13 protein-coding genes and 1 pseudogene are annotated in these 19055 nt (G+C 72.0%); 5 read left to right on the forward strand and 9 right to left on the reverse strand.

Annotation, left to right across the window (positions count from 1 at the left end; all coding sequences use genetic code 11):
• Positions 1-10: 10 nt before the first annotated feature.
• Genes ACZ7L0_RS33555 through ACZ7L0_RS33575 form a run of 5 tightly spaced genes read right to left on the reverse strand, consistent with a single transcriptional unit; the run spans position 11 to position 8058 of the window.
• Positions 11-1114, reverse strand: coding sequence for a GNAT family N-acetyltransferase (locus ACZ7L0_RS33555; RefSeq protein ID WP_471246304.1), 1104 nt, complete (start codon positions 1112-1114; stop codon positions 11-13).
• A 28-nt stretch (positions 1115-1142) separates the two neighbouring features.
• Positions 1143-1787 (reverse strand): HD domain-containing protein, encoded by a 645-nt coding sequence (locus ACZ7L0_RS33560; RefSeq protein WP_471246305.1) that lies wholly within the window; start codon positions 1785-1787, stop codon positions 1143-1145.
• A gap of 36 nt (positions 1788-1823) precedes the next feature.
• Positions 1824-5339: a DEAD/DEAH box helicase family protein gene (locus tag ACZ7L0_RS33565; protein ID WP_471246306.1), complete on the reverse strand. Its 3516-nt coding sequence runs from the start codon at positions 5337-5339 to the stop codon at positions 1824-1826.
• Between the two features lie 32 nt (positions 5340-5371).
• Positions 5372-6550: a restriction endonuclease subunit S gene (locus ACZ7L0_RS33570; protein WP_471246307.1), complete on the reverse strand. Its 1179-nt coding sequence runs from the start codon at positions 6548-6550 to the stop codon at positions 5372-5374.
• Positions 6547-8058, reverse strand: coding sequence for a type I restriction-modification system subunit M (locus tag ACZ7L0_RS33575; RefSeq protein ID WP_471246308.1), 1512 nt, complete (start codon positions 8056-8058; stop codon positions 6547-6549). Before ACZ7L0_RS33575 ends, ACZ7L0_RS33570 begins: the two co-directional genes overlap by 4 nt.
• Before the next feature lie 130 nt (positions 8059-8188).
• Here ACZ7L0_RS33575 and ACZ7L0_RS33580 point away from each other — a divergent pair, with 130 nt between their 5' ends.
• Positions 8189-8893 (forward strand): copper homeostasis protein CutC, encoded by a 705-nt coding sequence (locus tag ACZ7L0_RS33580; protein WP_471246309.1) that lies wholly within the window; start codon positions 8189-8191, stop codon positions 8891-8893.
• Here ACZ7L0_RS33580 and ACZ7L0_RS33585 read toward each other — a convergent pair.
• On the reverse strand, positions 8890-10929 hold the full coding sequence (locus tag ACZ7L0_RS33585) for a HelD family protein (protein ID WP_471246310.1): 2040 nt from the start codon (positions 10927-10929) through the stop codon (positions 8890-8892). The genes ACZ7L0_RS33580 and ACZ7L0_RS33585 overlap by 4 nt on opposite strands.
• 280 nt (positions 10930-11209) lie before the next feature.
• Between ACZ7L0_RS33585 and ACZ7L0_RS33590 the strand changes: the two genes are divergently transcribed.
• Positions 11210-11389, forward strand: a complete 180-nt coding sequence (locus ACZ7L0_RS33590; protein WP_471246311.1) for a hypothetical protein — start codon at positions 11210-11212, stop codon at positions 11387-11389.
• Positions 11390-11407: 18 nt separating this feature from the next.
• Positions 11408-12511: pseudogene (locus ACZ7L0_RS33595) on the forward strand (glycosyltransferase 87 family protein); the annotation flags it as partial.
• Between the two features lie 10 nt (positions 12512-12521).
• On the opposite strand, the gene ACZ7L0_RS33600 reads toward ACZ7L0_RS33595, so the two are convergent.
• Both ACZ7L0_RS33600 and ACZ7L0_RS33605 read right to left on the reverse strand, forming a co-directional pair.
• Positions 12522-14165, reverse strand: a complete 1644-nt coding sequence (locus ACZ7L0_RS33600; RefSeq protein ID WP_471246312.1) for a DNA repair helicase XPB — start codon at positions 14163-14165, stop codon at positions 12522-12524.
• Positions 14166-14248: 83 nt separating this feature from the next.
• Positions 14249-16783 carry a helicase-associated domain-containing protein gene (locus ACZ7L0_RS33605; protein ID WP_471246313.1) on the reverse strand — a complete coding sequence of 845 codons (2535 nt, stop codon included), beginning with the start codon at positions 16781-16783 and terminating at the stop codon, positions 14249-14251.
• A gap of 302 nt (positions 16784-17085) precedes the next feature.
• Here ACZ7L0_RS33605 and ACZ7L0_RS33610 point away from each other — a divergent pair, with 302 nt between their 5' ends.
• Together ACZ7L0_RS33610 and ACZ7L0_RS33615 are read left to right on the forward strand one after the other, a co-directional pair.
• Entirely contained in the window at positions 17086-18066 is a 981-nt protein-coding gene (locus tag ACZ7L0_RS33610) for a hypothetical protein (protein ID WP_471246314.1), read from the forward strand.
• 63 nt (positions 18067-18129) lie between these two features.
• On the forward strand, positions 18130-18750 hold the full coding sequence (locus ACZ7L0_RS33615) for an HAD family hydrolase (RefSeq protein ID WP_471246315.1): 621 nt from the start codon (positions 18130-18132) through the stop codon (positions 18748-18750).
• 10 nt (positions 18751-18760) lie between these two features.
• On the opposite strand, the gene ACZ7L0_RS33620 is transcribed toward ACZ7L0_RS33615, so the two are convergent.
• Positions 18761-19015: a hypothetical protein gene (locus ACZ7L0_RS33620; RefSeq protein ID WP_471246316.1), complete on the reverse strand. Its 255-nt coding sequence runs from the start codon at positions 19013-19015 to the stop codon at positions 18761-18763.
• Positions 19016-19055: the final 40 nt, after the last annotated feature.

Here is a 19055-nt window from a genome sequence, read left to right on the forward strand (position 1 = left end):
CGTGTCCGACCTAGGCCCGGCGGAGGTACAACTGCAGCACGCCGTCCATGTCCTGCTCCTCGTGCGCGGTCCGCTCCTCCTCCATGGTGGCCCGGGTGTAGCCGGCGCGTGTCACCACGCCCTGTGAGGGGAGGTTGTCCCGGTCGACGGCCGCCATCAGCAGGTTGACGTCGTCCCGGGCCAGCGCCCATTCCGACAGCGCGCGCAGGGCCTCGGTGGCGTAGCCCTGGCCGCGGGCGGTCTCGACGAGGTCGTAGCCGACCTCCGCGCCGCCCTCCTCGTCCGGGGCGCCGTGGAAGCCCATGCCGCCGACCGCGCGGCCGTCCTCGCGCCGGACGAGCACGAACAGCCCGAACTCCGGCCGGTGCACGCCCGCCTCGTACGACTTGACCACCATCCCGGCCGCGTCCCGCGTGCCCTGGAACGGGCCGCCCTCGGCCCACTCGAAGCCGCCGTCGCCGCCGAGGCGCAGATCGCGGGCGGCGGCGGGGCGGACGCCGACCAGGGTGAGGCGTTCGGCGGGGATGACCAGGTTGTTGCGCCAGCGCCACTCGGTGACCGGGGCACGGCCGGGCAGTTCGCCGCGGCCGGTGGCCCACAGCAGCGTCGGCCAGGCGGCCGGACCGGGCTGGACGTGCGGGAAGAGCCAGGTCAGTACGGACTCGGCCAGCTCCTCAGAGGGTTCGTGGACCAGCCCGAGGCCCTCGGCGATGTCGTGCGTGTGCAGCAGCACCTCGGCGATGCCCATCGCGGCGAAGCCCTCGCGGTCGGCGCTGCGGAAGGGGTACGGATGGAAGGCGCGGACGTCACGCGGGGCGGTGCGGACGGCGGCGGCGAGCAGGGCGCCGGTCGTCGTGATCACGTGCAGCAGGCCGGTGTTGTCGGTGCCCTCGTCGAGGGTGATCTCGAAGGGGACGTAGGCGTCCTGGGCGCGGCCCGCCAGGTTGGCGGCGTACGCGATGAGGTCCTCGGCGATGTGGAACGCCGTCTTGTGGCAACTCCACTCCAGCCGGCCGGCCTTCACTTCCGTCCAGTCCCGGTGCACGGCCGTCCGCAGTGCCGTCACACAGCCCGCGACGGCCTCTTCCACCTGATCCCCACCTATGGCACGCATGGTCCGCACACTAGGTGGGCCGGGCCGCTCAGGTCGACAGCATTTCCAGCTCGCCGGCGAGGTTGTAGCGGGCCGTCGCCTCCCACTTCTCCTGGCCGTACGGCGTTCTGAACAGCCGGTCCAGAGCGAGGAGTTGGCGCAGGATCGCGGCACGGCCCGCACGGAAGGCGTCGTTCGGCACGAAGTGGTACTCCTCCCGGACGGCGGCGGTGTAGGCGGCGTACGCGGACGGCGGCGCGGCCAGGATCGCCAGATCGGCGTCGCACAGCACCTGGCCGTCGCGGTCGTCGCCGGCGGGGTCGTGGGTCACGGTGAGCCGGACCAGACGGGCGACCTCGGCGGTCCTCTCCCGCCCCACCCCGGCCTCGGTCAGCGCGCGCTCGGCTAGGTGGGCGGAGCGTTCCTCGTTCTCGGAGCGGTCGGGGAGGTAGACGGCGTCGTGGAACCAGGCGGCCAGCCGTACGACGTCCGGGTCGGCGGCGTACTCCTCCAGTACGTCCACGTGGTCGAGGACGGCGGTGAGGTGATCGAGCGTGTGGTAGTGGCGCTGCGGCTCCTGCCAGCGGGCGAGCAGGTTGTCGGCGTACGGCACCGGGTCGGGGCCGGCGCCGGGACCGCGGGCTCCTTCCAGGGCGCGGGCGAAGCGGGCACGCAGGGCGTCGAGGTCGGGCATGGGCTCATTCTCCCTTCGCCGGTACCGAGCCGCGCCTCACGCGGCGAGGTCCGTGTCGGGGATCGCGCGGGAGCGCAGCGTGCGGAAGACGACGTCCAGCTCATCGATCTCGTCGTCGGTGAAGTAGTCGTCGATGAGCCCGCGGCTTCTGAAGAAGTTGTTCTCGTACAGGTCGCGGATGCCGATGAGGCCGTTCGCCGCCGCATAGCGGACCATCAGGCCGACGAGGTCGATCTGGTCGGCGGAGAGGTCGTGCTCGGCGATGAAACCGGAGAACGCCTCCTGCGCTGCGGCCTTGTCCAGGCCGCCGATGCGGCGCAGGAACACACCGAGGCCTCCCTCGGCGGCGTTTCTCTGCTCCAGGTCCTCGGCGGAGGCGACTCCTTCGGACAGGAAGACCTCTTCGAGTGCGGCCAGGTCCTCGGCCGTGATCTGCTCGTTCTCGCGCAGTTTGCGGACGGCTTCCTGCTCGCGGTGGGTCTGGAGGTAGGCGCGGGCCTTCTGCTTGAAGCGCTCCTCGTCCGTGCCGACGGGCAGTCCCCTGAGCTCGACCTCCGACAGCGTTCCGGGTTCCTCCGCTATGTCGGTGTAGACGATCTTCCGGGCGGCCGGGGTCTCGATCAGGTGGGCCAGACCGCGTACACGGCGGCGTACGTGCTCCAGCATCGGGACGGTCACGTTCTGCCACCACGCGTCGCCGGCGACGGCTTCGAGCAGTTCGGCCCGGCCGCGGACGGCGGGAATGTTGGTCCGGCCGAGCAGGTCGCGGGCGATCTCCTGCACCTGGCCGCGCAGGCGGACGTAGTCGGAGCCGCCCTCCAGGGCCGAGAGCTGCAGGCGGTAGGCGAGGAGGTCGAAGCGCTTGGCCTCCTCGCCCCTGTCCTCGCCCTCGGGCCAGTAGTCGGAGGGCAGTCCGAGGACGTCCTCGCTCAGCGCGTGGGCCGCGTCGTCGTCGATGCGGTGCCAGGCGGCGAAGTCTGCGCCGAACCGTTCGACATGGCGGCGGTGCGGTCGTACGAGGAAGTTGTCGAGGTTCATGCCCCGCACGGTCGCGTGGAGCCGGTGCGCGGCCGCCCAGCGCAGCGACGCCTCCGTCTCGAAGGCCTCGGGGCCGCCGTCCTGCGCCGGGTCGGGTGCCTGGCGCCGGTCGAGCGTGCGGATGAGGTCGAGCTGCCGCTGCAGGAGCTTCTCGGTGAGCGTCGGAGCCTGACGGGCCGGTGCGCGGTCGAGCTCCTGGTTGAAGAACTCGGCGTTGCCGCACAGGTCGAAGACGTGGAAGCCGTCCTTGTCACGGCCGGGCCCGTGGACGTTCTCGCACAGACGGGTGCCCCGGCCGATCATCTGCCAGAACTTGGTGCGGGAGTACACCGGCTTGAACAGGACCAGGTTGAGTACCTCGGGCACGTCGATGCCGGTGTCCAGCATGTCGACGGAGATCGCGATGTCCGGGGCCTTGGCCGGGTCGGAGAAGTCGTCGATGAGCTGCTGGGGGTTCTTCTCCTGGTAGGTGATGACGCGGGCGTCGTTGCCCGCGCCCCGGGGGTAGTGCAGGTTGTAGCGCTCCTCGATGAACAGCGCGTGCTTGTTGTTCTTCGCGAAGATGATCGTCTTGCCGAGCCGGTCGCCGCCCTCGACGCGCAGACCGTGCCGCATCAGCACCTCAAGTGCTTTGTCCACGGTCGGGCGGTTGAACAGGAAGCGATTGACCTCGTCGGCGGAGACCTCGTCCGGGACCTGACCGTCCTCGGTCCATTCCAGGTTGTCCCACGCCTCCTTCTGCTCCTCGGTGAGGTCGTCGTAGCGGAAGCCGCGCCGGAGGGAGTCGAAGGGGACGTCGACGACGTTGGGCTTCACCAGGAAGTGGTCCGCGGCCGCCTGGTCGAGGCTGTAGGAGTCGGTGGGGACGCCGTCCTCCAGCTGGAACAGCTGGTACGTGTTGTGGTCGACGTCGTCCTTGGGGGTGGCGGTCAGCCCCAGAAGGAGGCTGTCGAAGTACTCGAAGAGCTCGCCGTACTTGTCGTAGACCGAGCGGTGGGCCTCGTCGATGACGACCAGGTCGAAGAAGCCCGGTCCGAAGCGCCGGCGGCCGTCCTCCGTGACCTCGTTGACCAGGTTCATCATGGTCGGGTACGTCGAGACGTAGACATGCGCGTCGGTCGTCTTCTCGGTGAGGAGGTTGACCGTCACGCTGTTCGGCAGGTGCTCCTTGAACGCCCGCACGGCCTGGTTGACCAGAGCCTGCCGGTCGGCCAGGAACAGGATGCGACGCGCCCAGCCCGCCCGCTGCAACAACTCGGCGAAGGCCACGGTGGTGCGGGTCTTGCCGGTGCCGGTCGCCATGACGAGCAGGGCGCGGCGGCGCCTGTCCTTCTCGAAGCCCTCGCTCACGCGCTGGATGGCGTGCAGTTGGTAGGGGCGGCCCGCGATGCCCTGGTTCACGTTGGACGACTTCAGGGCGAGACGGCCGGCACGCTGGCGGATGAGCCAGTGGAGTTCGTCCTTGGTGCGGAAGCCCTGGACCTTGCGGGGCGGGTAGCCGTTGCCCTCGTCCCACAGATAGGTCTCGTAACCGTTGGTGTAGAAGATCACCGGCCGCTGGTGGTACGCGGCTTCGAGCGCGTCCGCGTACAGCGCGGCCTGCTGACGGCCGGCCCGGGCGTCGGCCCGGGTGCGCTTGGCCTCGACGACGGCGAGGGGCCGGTCGTCGTCACCCCACAGCACGTAGTCCACGTAGCCCTTGCCGGACCTGCTGATCACTCCGGGCTCACCGGCGACGGGGAACTCGCGGTCGCGTTCATCGGCCAGATCCCAGCCCGACTCCTTCAGGAGCAGGTCGATGAACAGGTCGCGGGTGGCCGCCTCGTCGTAGTCGTGGGTGTCCGGGCGGCCCTCGTTGGCCTTGCGGAGCGCGGTGACGCGGGCGCGCAACTCGGCCACCTCGGAGGCCAGCCGCGCACCCTTGGCGCGTTCCGCGGCCAGCTCCTCCGCCTGGGCGTCCCAGCGGGCCTGGTCCTCTTCCGCCTGCTTCTTGAGCTCGGCCTGCCGGCGCAGCCGGACGTCGGCGGGGACGGGACGCGGGATGCGCTGGGTGTCGAACCGTGCGCCGGGGGCGGGGGCCGCGGCCGGGTCCGGCGCGTAGGTGCGGGCGAACCAGTAGAAGACGTGGAACAGCTCGGCGACCGTTCGCACCGAGTCCCTGGCCGGGACGGGGGTCGGGCGGTGCACGGCGTGGTTCCCCTGGCGCCTGATCAGGTCCATCTTCGCGCTCAGGGTCGGCCCGGCCAGATTCCTGAGGGCCGGCTCGTTCAGCATCGCGCTCAGGTCGTTGCGGTACGGGGGGCGCAGCGCGGAGTCGTTGTCGTACATCCAGTGCACCGCGAGCTCGAGAACCCGGCGGGCGTAGAAGCAGGAGGTGCGGGGGTCCGCGTGGGCGAGACGCTCGGCGCGGAGGGCTTCGTCGTAGAGGGACGGCCACTGCGCGCGCAGGAAGTGGAAGTTGCTCCGCGGTTGCCCGAGGTCCCCCTGGCTGTTCCCCTGCCCCTCTGTGCCCATGCCGGAACCGAGCCCCTTCCCCTGGTCATGCCCTATGCGGCGGCTTCATGATCCCAGAGGGTGCCGGAGAAGGCACGCAGTTGGAGCGAGGTGAAGAGTTCGCCGAGGACGGCTAGGTGGGCTCGGTGGGTGTCCCTGACCCGGTCGATCTGTTCCAGACGCTGCTCGAAGTCCCGCTGCGCGGGGAGCGGCGGCACGAGTACCGGAACCTTGGCCAGGTTCTGCTGGCTGATGCCGGTGATGGTCGCTCCCGTGACCCGGGGGAAGACGTAGGCGGCGCGGACCCGCTCATTGGACAGATAGGTGTAGAGGTACCTTGCGGTGAGGAGTTCCGGGTCGGGAGTGACGCGAATGAGCGAGGACTCGAAGATGAGCGGCTCGGCGAGTTCGGTGATGCGGCAGGGCTTCACCGATCCCTCGTAATTGAGTGAGCGCCGGGCCACCAGGAGGTCGCGGTCGGTCAACGAGTATTTGGCGATGTCCTTCTCCGAACACGCCACTCGTTTCAGCCCTTCGGCTTTTACCGTGCCGTAGAAGGCGTCGCTCATGTGCACCATGGCGACGCCGTTCTCGGTGTACGCCTCGCTGGGGAAGTAGGCGCCGTTCTGCAGGGGTTTGGACACGGCGTCCGCCAGCGGGACCAACGGAAAGCCCGGGTTCGGTGCGGCCGGATCCCCGAACATGTCGAGGAAGACGGACTGGGTGAGGTCTTCGAGGAGAGCGAGGGCGCGGCGGCGCTTGGCGCGCAGGAGGTCCACCTGGTCCAGGGCGGCGGCGATGCGCTTCTGCTCCTGGAGGGAGGGGAGGTCCACGACCAGCTCACCGATGTCGTTCCGGTTCACCTGCAAGAACGTGGCACCTCGCCCCTTGGCCGCGAGCTCGCCCTTGACCTGGGTCAGCCAGTGCCACAGAAAGCGGGGGTCGAGATTCTCGTGCGGCCTCAGGCCGGCTACTCCGCGCCCCAGGCAGTATTCCGTGTCTGCCAGCACCTTCTCCCCGATGGAGGCGCGGATCCCCAGGATGATGTCCCCGGCGCGGGAAATCTTGCTGGCCTTCGTCGTCCACTTCTTCGGTGCCGGCTGATGTCCCGAGAAGTCGCCCGCTCCGGCGATCAACGGCCATCCGGCGCCGTCATGGTTGTAGGCGTCGCCGGGAGGGGCCTGCCCCATCGTGATGTCGCACACCTCGTCCAGCCTGACCGGGGTGGTCACGTCAGCATCTCCTTCAGCTTTGCCGTGCCCGCCTCGATCTCCTCGTTCAGGAACACCAGGTCGGTCAGGATCTCCAGGGGCGGCCGGGTCTGGACGTCTTCCTGGACGATCTCCTTGTAGCGGTTGAGGGAGAGGTCGTACCCCTGGGCGGCGATGTCGGCCTTGGGGACGCAGAAGCTCTGGTCCCTGCGGGTGCGGGTGCGTTCGTCGGTGGTGCGGCGCTTCCAGCGGGTCAGGACGTCCGGGAGGTTGTTCTTCGCGTGCTCCGCGGCCGTGAGGGCGGTGGCGCGGGCGCCCAGCCGGTCTTCCGCGAGCAGCGGGGTCCGCTTGTCGTCCAGGCTGAAACCGTCCGCCTGGACGTCGTAGAACCAGACGTCGTCGGTGCCGCCGGAGTCCGTCTTCGTGAAGAAGAGTACGGCGGTGGAGACGCCGGCGTACGGCTTGAAGACGCCGGACGGAAGCTTCACCACCGCGTCGAGCTTCTGGTCCTCCACCAGCATGCGGCGAAGTTCCCTGTGCGCCTTCGTGGAACCGAACAGCACACCGTCGGGGACGATCACCGCGGCCCGGCCGCCGGGCTTGAGGAGCTTGAGGAAGAGGGCCAGGAAGAGGAGTTCCGTCTTCCTGGTCTTGACGATCTTCAGCAGGTCCGAGGACGTCGTCTCGTAGTCGAGGCTGCCGGCGAAGGGCGGGTTCGCGAGGATCAGCGAATACCGGTCGGTCTCTTCGCCCGCGCTCTGCGAGAGCGAGTCGCGGTAGCGGATGTCCGGGCTCGCGACGTCGTGCATCAGCATGTTCATCGAGCCGATGCGGAGCATGGTCGAGTCGAAGTCGAACCCGTGGAACATGCTGTTGTTGAAGTGGTGCTGGTGGTCCGCCTCGAACAGGTCGTCCTTGTGTACACGCTGCACGTACTCCGACGCGTTCACCAGGAAGCCGGCCGTACCGCAGGCCGGGTCGCAGATCTCGTCCCGGGGGTTCGGCTCGGTCATCTCGACCATCAGCTCGATGATGTGCCGAGGCGTGCGGAACTGGCCGTTCTGACCCGCTGTGGCGATCTTGCCGAGCATGTACTCGTACAGGTCGCCGTTGGTGTCCTTGTCCTGCATGGGGATGCCCTCCAGGAGGAGGACGACCTTGGACAGCAGGTTGGGCGTCGGGATCGTGAAGCGGGCGTCCTTCATATGGTGCGAGTAGGTGGAGTTCTCGCCCCCCAGCCTGCGCAGATAGGGGAACACCTGCTCGGCGACCGTCTGGTACATCCGCGCCGGCTCGTCGTCCTTGAGGTTCTGCCAGCGCAGGTCCTGCTGGTCGGGGCCGAAGAACGGGTCGGTGTCCTCGATGCCGCGCCGGGCCATCCTGTCCTTGACCGTCTGCAGCTCGTCGAGGCGGCGGATGAAGAGCAGGTACGTGATCTGCTCCATCACTTCCAGCGGGTTCGAGATCCCACCGGACCAGAACGCGTCCCAGACGCGGTCCACCTTGCTCTTCAGCTCACCCGTAATCACACGGGGGATCCTACGACCCGGCGGTGACAGCCCTGCCGGGGCGATCTCGCGGACCCGTGCCCTCCCGACGTACCCTGAGATTGGACTAGACCTGTAGTCGCTGCAGGGAAACACCGACGGAAGGGGTCCTATGAGCACGCGTGCAGTCCTGGAGGTGATCGCCCTCGGCCCCGAGGACGCGGTCGCCGCCCAGGCCGGAGGCGCGGACCGCCTCGAACTGGTCACCGACATCGCGGCCGACGGGCTCACCCCGCCGGTCGAGACCTTCGCCGGGATCCGCGCCGCCGTCGACCTCGATCTGCGCGTGATGCTGCGGCTCGCGGCCGGATTCGCGGCCGGGGACGTCGAGCGGCTGGCCGGGGCCGCCCGGGAGATGCGGGACGCCGGCGCCGACCAGTTCGTGCTCGGCTTCCTCGACACCGACGGCGGGGTGGACCTGGGCGCGGTCGAGCGGATCGTCGCCGAGCTGGAGGGCTGCCGGTGGACCTTCCACCGGGCGATCGACCGGGCCGCCGACCGCGACGCCCTGCGCAAGCAACTGGCCGACCTGCCCGGCCTGGACTGCTACCTCACCGCCGGCTCGGCCTCCGGCGTCGACGACGGCCTGCCCACGCTGCTCGCCGAGGCCCGCCGGCGCGGCGAGCCCGGCTACGAACAGCGCCTCCTCGTCGGCGGCGGCCTCCGCCTCGACCACGTCCCGCCCCTGCGCGCCGCCGGCATCGACGGCTTCCACATCGGCGGCGCGGCCCGCCCGGCAGGCTGGACGGGCCCGGTGTCGGCGACGGCGGTGGCGCAGTGGCGGCGGGCACTGGACACACCTGGTGACGGGGCTTAGACCAGCTGCGGTGGCAGGGGGGCCGTGTGGGTGATGATCAGGCCCGAGACCGCTCGGGTCAGGGTCACGTACAGGCGTCGCAGGCCGGTTCGCTCGTCCGGTTCGCCGTCGACCACGGCCTGGGGCTCGTCGAGGACCACGTAGTCGTACTCCAGGCCCTTGGCGAGCGAGGCCGGGACCAGGGTCAGCCGGGTCTCCTGAGTGGTCTCCTCACCGGGGGAGAGGTAGGTGATCCCGGCCGCCGTCAGCGCCTCGGCGAGGGCGGGGACGCGGGCGTCGGCGGCGATCAGGCCGGTGGAACCCTCGCTCCGCAGCGACTCCTCGCAGGCGGCGACCACCTCGGCGGCGGCGGAGACCGTGCGGATCTCGAAGGAGCCCGGGTTCTCACGGACCGAGGCGACCGGGGCGAGGCCGGGTGCGATGTGCGGCAGCAGCCGGGAGGCGTAGGTGATGACGTCCGTCGGGACACGGAAACCGGCGGTCAGCTCCTCCACCACCCCGTCCGTCTTCCCGAGATGGGCCAGCGCCTCGTCCCAGCTCCGGGTGGCCCAGGGGGTGGTGCCCTGCGCCAGGTCGCCGAGGACGGTGGCGGAGCCGGTGGTGCAGCGGCGGCCGACGGCCCGGTACTGCATGGGGGAGAGGTCCTGCGCCTCGTCGAGGACGACGTGCCCGAGCGAGTGCGTGCGCTGCACCAGGTCCGTCGCCTCGTCGATCAGCACCGCGTCCGCCGCCGACCACCTGGCCGATTTCACGCTGCGCACCGGCTTCGCCCACAGGACCGTCTTCTGCTCCTCCTCGTCGAGGATCCCCTCGGCGTGTACGGCGAGGAAGTCGGCGTCGGTCAGCAGGCGCAGCACGAGCTTCGCCGGGTCGACGGCCGGCCAGACCTCCTTCACCGCCGCCTTCACCGCCGTATTGCGGGCCACGGCGTCCTGCACCCGGTCGTCCGGGGCCTCGCCCGAGCGCTCCATCTGCACCAGCACCGCGTGCGCGATGCGCTGCGGCAGGGCCTCGCGGGCGGCGCCGTAGCGGATGTCCCGCTCCAGCAACTCCCGCACGACGTCCTCCAGTTCGTACGCCGGTACGCGCCAGCGCCGTGAGCCGCGCACCACGACGACGGGCTCCGTGGGCATGGTGACGTGCGAGTAGAGGGCCCGTCTGAGCACCTCCGCCATCCGCGCGTCGCCCTTGACGATCGCCGCCGCCGCGTCGTCGGCGCCGCGCACCTCCACATGGCCGACGAGGTCGTCGACGGTGGCCTGGCGGACGGTCAGCTCGCCCAGCGCGGGCAGCACTTGCTCGATGTAGTGCAGGAAGGACTTGTTCGGCCCGATCACCAGGGTGCCGGTGCGGGCGAGCCGCTCGCGGTGGGCGTAGAGGAGGTACGCGACCCGGTGCAGGCCCACGGCGGTCTTCCCGGTGCCGGGCCCTCCCTGCACGCACACGGTCCCGCCCAGCCCGCTGCGCACGATCTCGTCCTGCTCGGGCTGGATGGTGGCGACGATGTCCCGCATCGGGCCGACGCGCGGGCGCTCGATCTCCTGCTGGAGCAGCTTGCTGGTGGTGGACGCCTCGGCCGGGTCGGAGAGGTGCTCGTCCTCGTACGCCGTGAGCGCGCCGCCGGTGTATCCGAAGCGGCGGCGCAGCGCGATGTCCATCGGGTCTTTCTTGGAGGCCCGGTAGAACGGCTGCGAGACCGGCGCGCGCCAGTCGATGACCATCGGGTCGCCGTCGGCGTCGTGCACATGCCGCCGCCCGATGTAGAAGCGCTCGCCCTCCGCGCCCTCGGCCTGCTCGGCGCCGGGAGCGTGCAGGTAGTCGAGGCGGCCGAAGAACAGCGGGGTGTGGCTGAGGTCGGCCAGCGCCTTGATGCGCTCGTCGATCTGGCGGGCGAGCACCTCGGCGTTGACCCAGTTCGCGGTGACGTCGCGGATGTCGAGCGACTCGACGTCCTCCCGCATGGCGCGCAGGGCGGCGCGGGACTCGGCGAGGTGGGAGCGTTCCCGGGCGAGGGGATCGTCGGTGGGCGTGGACACGGGGGTGCCTCCGGAGGGCCTACAGGGCGGGCGCGGCGGTGGACGCGGTGATGGTGCCGTCCGGTTTCCGGCCGGGCGGCGGCGCTCCGGGGAGGGAGGCGGGCAAGAGCGGAGATTTTAGTGATGCCGGGTGCGCGGGGGCCAACCGATTTTCCGTCCCCTAGGGGTCGCGCCCTTCCGGTGTAGGGGGAGGGGGTCCGTCCGTGGGTGGACGCAGGGGCGCCCGGAATTGCCTCTCGGGACCGATGCATCCTCCTGCCCCGCGTTCCACCATGGAGACATGAGCGCAGCAACCATCACTCCAGCCCCCGCCCGTCCGGCCGGCGCCACGGCCGTGACCGGCAGCCACCACCATCGCCTGGGCGACGCCCTGCGCGCCATCAAGGTGTTCGCGGGCGCCGCGTTCGGCGTCGTCGTCCTCGGCGAGTACGGCGAGGAAGCAGGCATACTCCGTAAGTAACCGCATATCGTCGCCTCCGTGGCAAAGCGGAAGGTGACGGCAAGGGCACATGCAGCAACCCCCCTGTTCCTCCTGGCGGTTTCCCTCACCGCCTTCGCCGCCCTCTGCGTCCTGCGGCACGTGCCGATGGCCGACGCGCTGGTCTACCGGGCCGAGGGCGAGGCCGTCGCCCACGGCGGCGATCTGTACGGCTTCACGGTCACCGAGTGGCAGCTGCCGGCGACGTATCCGCCCTTCGCGGCGGTCCTGTTCGTCCCCACGACCTGGATCCCCGTCCCGGCCCTGAAACCCCTCTTCCTCGCGGGCAACGCGCTCCTGCTCGCCTGCCTCGTCGCCCTCTCCGCCCGTCTGGCGGGCCGCACCCCGCCCCTGCCCGCCCGCTGCGCGGCCACCGCCCTCGCCCTCTGGCTCGAACCGGTCTTCCAGACGCTTCTGTTCGGCCAGATCAACCTCGTCATCGCCTGTCTGATCCTGTGGGACCTCACCCGCCCACCCCGCGCCCGGGCCCGGGGCGCCGCCGTGGGCATCGCGGCCGGGATCAAGCTCACCCCCGCCGTGTTCGCGCTGTACCTGCTGCTCACGGGGCGCAGACGGGAGGCGGCGACGGCGGCGGCCGCCTTCGCCGCCACCGTCGCCCTGACCGCCCTCGCCCTGCCCGCCGCCAGCACCGACTTCTGGACCCGCCGCCTCTACGACACCGCTCGCGTCGGCAAACCCTGGATCGTCGACAACCAGTCCCTCCAGGGCCTGGTCGCCCGCACCCTCCACGACCCGGCCCCAGGCCTCGCCTGGGCGCTCCCGGCCGCCGCGGTCGCGGTCACCGGCCTGTGGCTGGCCGCGCGGGCCACCGAGGACCGGCACGGCATCCTGCTCACCGCCTTCACCGCGCTGCTCGTCTCACCGATCAGCTGGTCCCACCACTGGGTCTGGTGCGTCCCGCTGCTCGCCGTACTCCTCGCGGAGGACCGCGTCCGCACGGCTGCATTGGTGGCCGCCGTCTTCACCGCCCGCACCATGTGGCTGCTGCCCCACCAGGGGGACCTGGACCTGGAACTGCCGTGGTGGCAGCAGCCGTTGGCGGCGCCCTATCCGATGCTGGGGCTGGCGGGGCTGGCGCTGGCGGGGCGGGTTCTCAGCCCTCCGCCAGGATCTCGTCCGCGTCCACGATCCGGTACGCGTATCCCTGTTCCGCCAGGAACCGCTGGCGGTGGGCGGCGAAGTCCTGGTCGATGGTGTCCCGGGCGACCACGGAGTAGAAGTGGGCCTGGTGGCCGTCGGCCTTGGGGCGCAGCACCCGGCCCAGCCGCTGTGCCTCCTCCTGCCGGGACCCGAACGTCCCCGACACCTGGACGGCGACGGTCGCCTCGGGCAGGTCGATGGAGAAGTTCGCCACCTTCGACACCACCAGGACGCTGATCTCGCCCTGCCGGAAGGCGTCGAACAGCTTCTCGCGCTGGGCGTTCGACGTCTCCCCCTTGATCACCGGGGCGTTCAGGTGCTCGCCCAGCTCGTCGAGCTGGTCGATGTACTGCCCGATGACGAGGATCTGCTGCCCGGCGAACCGCCGCACGATCGCCTCCGTCACCTTCCGCTTGGTCGCGGTGGTGGCGCAGAAGCGGTACTTCTCCTCCGTCTCGGCGGTGGCGTACGCCAGCCGCTCGGAGTCCGTCAGATTGACCCGGACCTCGACGCAGTCGGCGGGCGCGATGTAGCCCTGCGCCTCGATCTCCTTCCACGGCGCGTCGAACCGCTTGGGCCCGATCAGTGAGAAGACGTCCGACTCCCGGCCGTCCTCACGCACCAGCGTCGCCGTCAGCCCCAGCCGCCGCCGTGCCTGGAGGTCGGCGGTGAACTTGAAGACCGGCGCGGGCAGCAGGTGCACCTCGTCGTAGACGATGAGCCCCCAGTCCCGGGAGTCGAACAGCTCCAGGTGGGGGTAGACACCCTTCCGCCTGGTGGTCAGCACCTGGTAGGTCGCGATGGTGACCGGCCGGATCTCCTTGCGCGTACCGCTGTACTCGCCGATCTCGTCCTCGGTCAGCGAGGTCCGCTTCACCAGCTCGTGCTTCCACTGCCGGGCGGAGACGGTGTTGGTGACCAGGATCAGCGTCGTCGACTTGGCCTCGGACATCGCCCCGGCCCCGACCAGCGTCTTCCCCGCGCCACAGGGCAGGACGACCACACCGCTGCCGCCGTGCCAGAAGTTCTCCACGGCCTGCCTCTGGTAGGGCCGAAGCGCCCACCCGTCCTCGGCCAGCTCGATCGGGTGCGCCTCGCCGTCCACGTACCCCGCGAGGTCCTCGGCCGGCCAGCCCAGCTTCAGCAGCGTCTGCTTGATCTGCCCGCGCTCGGAGGGGTGCACGGCGACGCTGTCCGGGTCGATCCGGGCGCCGACGAGCGGGGCGATCCGCTTGGACTTCAGCACCTCCTCCAGCACCGGCCGGTCGGTGGTGGTGAGGACGAGTCCGTGGGCGGGGTGCTTGGTGAGGGTCAGCCGTCCGTACCGGTCCATCGTCTCGGCGATGTCGACGAGCAGCGCGTGCGGCACGGGGTAGCGGCTGTACTGCACGAGCGCGTCCACGACCTGCTCGGCGTCGTGCCCGGCCGCCCGCGCGTTCCACAGGCCGAGCGGCGTCAGCCGGTAGGTGTGGATGTGCTCCGGCGCCCGCTCCAGCTCCGCGAACGGCGCGATGGCCCGACGGCAGTCATCAGCCCGCTCGTGGTCGACTTCCAGGAGCAGGGTCTTGTCGGACTGGACGATCAGCGGACCATTCACGCGCGGCACACCCTTTCCACACGGCCATTCCATACGGCCAAACGTCCAGTGTGCCCTACCCGCGGACGATCACGGGCGGGCGATCACGTCTGGTCGTCCGCCAGCTCCGCCACCCCCGTCACCCGGTGCAGCGGATACGTCCGGACCTCGTCCGCCGTGTGGTCGTAGGCCGTCACGAAGCCGCCCTCGACGCGGATCGGGGCGATGACGCGCTGGCTGGCGGCGCCCTCGGCGTTGACGTAGCCGATCCACAGGGCCTCGCCGGTCAGGACGGCGGCCTGCATGGTGGCGAGGGTTTCGGCGGAGCTGGTGCGGGGCAGGTCACCGTCTGAGACCGGGGTCCCGGCGGCGGGCTTGCGCGGGGCGGTGGCGGCGAGGTCGCCCGCGCGGATCGCCCGGACCGCGGCCGACAGGAGCGTGGCGTCGGGCGTCGGCGGACCGTCCGGGACCGGTTCGGGGGCGGTGCGGGGCGGGGTGCGGTGGGCGTGGGCGCGGGTGATCAGCACATCCCCCTCGGCGGACTCGGCGGCCGGGGCGTACCCCATCCCGCGCAGGCCGTCGAGGAGGGTCGCCGGGTCGGCCTGGGCCGCCAGCACCGTCGGTGCCAGCCGGCGCAGCCGCAGCGCCGCCGCCCGCTTGTCGGCGAGGATCTCGCTGAGCAGCGCGTCGTCGTCGCAGCGCACATACGCCGAGGCGGCGCCCACTCGCAGATGGCCGTGTCTGCGGGCCACGTCGTCGATGAGATACGCGAGCGGTTGCGGCACCGGGGTCCGGGAGTGGGCGGTGAGGAAGGCGTGCAGGTCGGAGGCGGCCCGGCCGGCGTCCAGGGCACGGCGCACCGAGGCGGGCGTGAACCGGTAGACCGTCGCGCCGCCCTTGGACTCCACGTCCGCGAGGACGCCCAGCGTGTCGGCGAGCGGGCGCCGCAGCGGGCCCGGCGCCACCGCCGTCAGATCGGCCTGGAGCAGCACGTGGTCCAGCGGCTCCGGCAGCAGCGGGGCGAGCAGCCGGGCGGCGGCGGCCGTGGCGACGGCCTGCTCGGCGGGGGACAGGGGCTCGCGGACGGGGGGCTCGTGATGGCGGTGATGCACGGGCAGCTTGTCACCGGGCCCGGCGGGAGGCCCTCCGGCCGGACCGGGCGGTGGCGGCGCACCGACCAGCGCCCGCCCGTGCGCCGACAGCGCCCCGCGCCCGGTCACCCCGAGCTGCTCGGCCTCCGACAGGGTCCACCGGGCGAGCCGGGCGCGCAGATCGTCCTCCCGCTGGGGCCCGCGCAAGGGGCGTTCCCAGCGCAGCCGCTCCAGCACGGCCTCGGCGGCCGGGGCGCCACCCGTCGGCACCCCGGCCAGCAGGGCGAGCACCCGGTGCCGTACCTCGGGCGCGGCGGAACGGTCGAGCCCCGGCCCCAGCGCCGACAACGTACGGTCCTTCGCGTCCCGCCCGCCGACCAGCCCCGACGTCCGGGTCGCCGTGAGCCACGTCTGGGCCAGCCGCGCCCAGCGCTCGGCGGCGGGCTGCTCCAGCCACTCGTCGTAGGCCGGGGTCGGCGCGTACCGCTCGTCGGCCTCGCCGTCGGAGGCCAGCAGCCCGGCCGCGTAGGCCAGCTCGACCCAGAACGCGGCGACCGGCTCGGCCACGTCCAGGGCGACCGCCGTCCGCTTCAGGTCCCGCACGCTCAGCCCGCCGGCCCGCAGCACGGCGGGCCCGCCCTCGTCCCACTCCTTCAGCAGCTCCTCGACGGTGGCCAGCGCGGTGTACGCCTGCCCGGCCGCCGTGGCGTCCACCACCTCGGGCCGGTACGTCGCGGCGGGCTCGACCCCCGGCGGCACCGGCTCCGGCGCCCGGTGGGCGCGGCCTCCACGCAGATGCAGGGCCACCTCCCGGGGCAGTACGACCGTGCCGGGCGCCGTCGGCAGCAGCAGGCCGCGGTCGAGCAGCCAGCGCAGGTGCGCGGCCGGGTCGGCGGTGACCTGCCCGTACGGCGGCCCCCACACGAGCCGCGACAGCACCTCCAGCGACTCCTCGGGCGCCCGGCCGAGCAGCGCCGCCATCCGCTTCCGGTCCGTGAACAGGGAGGCCAGCGCGGCCGCGGCGGACACGGAGTCATGGGTCGAGGGCAGCCCCGCGGTGCTGACGATCTCCTGGATCCGCCCCGGCGACATCCCCGCCGTAGCCTCCTGCACGGCCGGGCCCAGCCCCGTCGGCGACGGGTGCTGAGGGGATGGCGCCAGCAGCTCACGAGCGGTGCGCACCAGACGCGGCCGGTCGTCGCCGCCCCACACGAGCGCCTGCTCGCGAAGGGCCCCCAGCGCGCGGGGCAGCGCCGCGGCGATCACCGGATCACCGGCGTCCCCCGCCATCAGCCCCAGCACCTCGTCGTACGTCGCCGGTTCCGCCGCCACCGCCAGCGCCTCCGCCGTCTGCAACGCGAACCGGTCCAGCCGCTCCAGGGCCCGCAGGACCGAGGCCCGGGTCCCCGCGCGGGTCGCCAGCTGCGTGAGGTCGGTGGGAACGGGCGTGATGAGGTCGGGGCGGCTGCGCAGGAGCGCGGCAAGGGAGGCGTCGTCGCGTGCGCGGAGCGCTTCCGCGAGGGAGCGGGGCCGGTCCTCGGTGCTCATCTGCCCCACGGTAGCGGGTGGGTACGACGGGGAGGTGGGCGTGCGTTTCGCAGGTACCCGGGGTCGCTGCCGGGGCGGGGGTCGCGCGGCCCGGCGCTTGCGGGGTGCCGCTGCGCCCACCCGTGCCGCCCCAAGCGGCACGACTGCCCGCAGCTACGCAGGTACGTCAGCATCATCCAGCCCGTCCGGCGTTCGAGGACGAGGCCGTCCAGGCCGATGCGGGGGGTCTGGGGGGCGGCAGCCCCCCAGCGCGGTACCGTGACCAACGGGGACAACAACGGCCAACCCCCCGGAGGGACTTCGTGGGGATCGAGAGCGACCAGGTCGTCTACGAGTACCTGAGCCGCGTAGGTGACGTGGCCCAGCAACGGCAGTTGCCGTCGTCCGCGCGGATGCGCCTCGTCGCGGACCTGCGCAACGAGATCGACCGGCACCGGGCGCGGACCACGGTGGACAGCCCCGCCGCGGTCCGCCGCATCCTGGACCGCCTCGGCACCCCGGACGAGGTCGTCGCGGCGGCGGGCAACGGCACCGGCGCACCGGAGGCGCCGCCCGCCGCGGTGCCCGTACAGCGGGACGACGACGGCGCCGCCCGGCCGAAGGGGCTGCGCCGGGTCGTACCGCGCCCGCGCCCGGCCGAGCCGGCCCCCGCCCCGCCCTCCCACGCGCCGTCCCCGCCCCATCTGGCGGGCGAGCACGAACTCGGCGACAGCGCGGCGCAGCCCGACTGGTGGCGGGTGGACAGCGGTCCCTTCGGGGGCGGCGACAGCGTGCCGGGGTTCGTCGGCGGGGTGGAGATCCCGGAGCTGCTCAAGCAGCCGCCGCGGCGGGAGAAGGCCCCGGCCGAGGAGGCCGAGCCCGTCGTCGAGGCCGCCGGGGACGACGCCACCGCCCCGGACCCGGCCGCCCCCGTCCGGCGCCGCAGGCTCCCGCTGCCCCGCCCCGCCGCCGGCTGGACCAACCCCCTGCTGCTGCTGGCCGCCGCCGCCCTCGTCGCCGGGGCCGTCCTCGGCAACTGGTTCGCGCTGCTCCTCGGCTGGCTCATCGCGTACGGCTCCCGCCGCCTCACCCCGGCGGAGACCAAGTGGGCCGTCATGGGCATGCCCGGCCTGGCGGTCGTGGCCGGGGTGGTCTGGCTCTGGGGCCGCAACGACGGCCGCTGGGGCGACCCGATCGTCCAGGGCCATATGAACGACGCCCTCACCCAGACCTGGCCCTGGGTGGTGCGCGGCGCGGCCGTGGGCTCGGCGCTGTACCTGGCGTGGCGCTCCCAGCGACGGTGACGGTTGCCGAGCTCACAGTCCCGGCGAGCCTGGGTGCCGTACCCGCTGGGCAGAATGGCCCCCATGACCTCGCGCCCGCTGACCGTCGGCTTCGACCTCGACATGACCCTGATCGACTCCCGCCCCGGCATCCGCGCCTGCTACCGGGCGCTGTCGGAGCGGACGGGGACGTACATCGACGCCGACCTGGCGGTCACCCGGCTGGGTCCGCCGCTGGCGGAGGAGTTGATCAACTGGTTCCCGGCCGAGCAGGTGGCGCCGATGAGCGACCTGTACCGGGAGATGTACCCCGCGATCGCCATCGCCGCGACGCCCGCGCTGCCGGGTGCCCACGAGGCGATCACGGCGGTCCAGGACGCGGGCGGGCGGGCCGTGGTCGTCACCGCCAAGTACGAGCCGAACGCCAAGCTGCACCTCACCCACCTCGGTATCGAGCCGGACGCGGTCGTCGGCGACCTGTGGGCCGAGCGGAAGGCGGAGGCGCTGCGCGCACACGGGGCGACGGTCTACGTCGGCGACCACGTGGGTGACGTACGCGGGGCGCGCACGGCCGGCGCCCTGTCCGTGGCCGTGGCGACCGGCCCGTGCAGCGCGGAGGAACTGCGCGAGGCGGGCGCGGACGTGGTCCTCACGGACCTCACCGAACTCCCGCGGTGGCTCAGCACGTACCGCGAAGCCGCCTGACGCGAGGCCGCTACCGCGAGGCCGCCTGACGCGCCCGCCGCCGCCCCGCCGCGACCGACCGCAGCACGCCCGCGCCCGCGACGAGGAAGCCGACGCCCATCAGCATGCTCAGTCCGAACATGTAGGTCGGAAATGGCTTCGCGCCGAGGAAGAGCGGTGCCACGGTGACCAGAGTGGCCACGGCACCGATGAAGAACACGACGGCACCGGCACGGATCAGTCCGTCACCGGGCGCGGCGGAATTCGTTTGGGTTTTGTCACGCACCGGACCAGGGTAGTTCCCAGCGCGAAGGAACAACTGGGCG

This window comes from Streptomyces sp. NPDC039424 (genome assembly GCF_055639495.1).